Annotated in this window: 1 protein-coding gene; it reads left to right on the forward strand. The window is 37.3% G+C overall.

Annotated elements, in window-relative coordinates:
- Positions 1-567: LOG family protein (locus tag AC1DSL_RS18775; protein ID WP_477533409.1), on the forward strand; the 567-nt coding region annotated here is incomplete at its 5' end.
- Positions 568-918: the final 351 nt, after the last annotated feature.

Here is a 918-nt window from a genome sequence, read left to right on the forward strand (position 1 = left end):
GTATTTTGTGGATCGAGTAACGGAGCATCTGATGTCTATATAGAAGGTGCGAAAAAACTTGGTAAAGAACTAGCTAAACGAAATATTGCACTTGTTTATGGTGGAGCGAGTGTTGGAATTATGGGTGCTATTGCAGATTCAGTTCTGAATGAAGGAGGATACGTAATTGGTGTTATGCCAAGTTTTCTAGATAATAGAGAGATAGCTCATAAAAACTTGTCAGAGCTGATCATCGTAGATTCAATGCATGAGAGAAAAGCGAAAATGGCAGAGMTTGCTGATGGATTTATAGCATTGCCTGGTGGGCCAGGAACTTTAGAAGAGTTCTTTGAAATTTTTACTTGGGCTCAGTTAGGGCTCCATCATAAACCATGTGGTCTCTTAAATATAAATCATTATTATGATCCTCTTATTGCGTTATTTAATCATATGTCAGAGGAACAGTTTTTACATGAAAAGTACCGTAACATGGCATTAGTCGATAGTGATCCAAAAGGGATCCTTGATAAATTCAATACATATGAACCACCAACTGTAAAAACTTACATTACTGAAAAACAGATCTGATAGTTAAAAAAACAGACCGAGTCATTACCCTTGGTCTGTTTCCCTATTTAAAATGAGTTTTTCCTAAAATCCATTTCCTATTCTGGTCAAAAAGTAAAAGACACATTCCTAAAGGAAAGCGCCCCACGTTCTAATTCCTCTCTGGTATGCGTTATCGAAAAGCTCTTTCCAAACGGTTTTGATTTATTTAAATATGCCTGAACTTGGCTCTCTCCTTTAGCCACATCCAGACCAACTACTGGAATTTTTTTCTTTATCAAAGTACCCCATGAAAAAGAGGCAGCCAAAGAAATTCAAGGAGTTCCTTAGCAACAGTAAGCAGACATTCCAAGAGGAAGGAAAGTGGCTATC

The organism is Paenisporosarcina sp. P4_D4 (assembly GCF_056401835.1).